The sequence below is a fragment of the Vibrio sp. 378 genome (assembly GCF_033339435.1).
In genome coordinates this window covers 1-1,192 of record NZ_JAWOUO010000111.1, presented here as the reverse complement: position 1 = coordinate 1,192, position 1,192 = coordinate 1, and the positions used below count along the sequence as shown (strand labels likewise).

The window sequence follows — 1,192 nt, the reverse complement described above, 5'->3', positions numbered from 1 at the left end:
TAATCGAGTATCAAAGAAACGACATCCCGATGAGCCCAATACGCCATAAAACGAGTTCATGATGATTTTGATTGCTTGAGAAAAGGCTTTCTCGTTGTTTTTCTTCGCAACATCTCGTGCCGCCCAAAGCTTTTCGATCATCTCTGGCAAAAAGTGTTTAGAACGATGAAACTGACCACCACGAAAACCAGGCACGGCTTGATCGTCATCCTTACCAATGTCCAGTAATAAACCTTCGACCAAACCCATTGGGTCGATCAAGAAAGAGCGAATAATAGAGGGATATAGACTCTTAAAATCCAGCACTAAAACTGAGTCATAAAGGTTAGGGATAGAGTCCATTACGTAACCGCCGGGACTCGCAATCCAGTTTTCAGGGTGCAAATTGGGTGCGACGTAACCTGCTCGATGAATTTGTGGCAAATAAAGATTGGTGAACGCCGCGACTGAGCCTCCGACGCGATCCAACTCAACTCCCGTCAACCTCGACCGTTCAATAGCAAACGCGAGGAGATGAGTGTGTTCGAAGATTTTGTTTACCAGCACGCAGTCTTGCAGGTTGTATTTGGCAAGTGAAGGCTTATCGGAGCGATACATGCGATTGATTTCGTCCATACGGTCATGCACGTTATGGATCTCTTTGCCTTCACCGAGTAATTCTTGTGAAACCGATTCTAATGACCAAGACCGAAAGTGATAAGTCGCGGTTTTTAGTGTATCGATGCCATCGAGTACTACACGTCCGGGAATTGAGATAAACCCCTGTTGGCTTTGGGATGAGCTACGAAAGAAGCTTGGCTGATCGGCGCGACCCAACATCAACTTCATGTTGTGCCATTCCGCACGTTTATGAAGGAGACGAAAATCGAAGTCGATAACGTTCCAACCAACAATAACATCAGGATCGAACGACTTAAACCAAGCAATCAATGCTTCGAGTAGTGCTTTTTCATTTTGAACCCATTGAATATTTGTTTCAGCTGGTTCTGGTTCTCCAATCATAATGACTCGAGAGTCATGAGGGCTATCCAAACCGATGGAGTAAAGAATGCCTTTTTCTGAACACTCCAAGTCTAGCGAAACGACATGCAACTTAGGCTCATAGTCACCATTTCGACACTTTGCATTCTGGATACGTTGAAAGCCATTTCGCGGTTGCTGATGACCTGTAAACTCCACACTCCCTTTAATA

At 44.9% G+C, this 1,192-nt stretch carries 1 protein-coding gene; it reads right to left on the bottom strand.

Going from position 1 to position 1,192, the window contains the following annotated elements; genetic code table 11:
• Positions 1 to 1,192: DNA polymerase II (locus R7Q48_RS24460; protein ID WP_318132690.1), on the bottom strand; the 1,192-nt coding region annotated here is incomplete at both ends.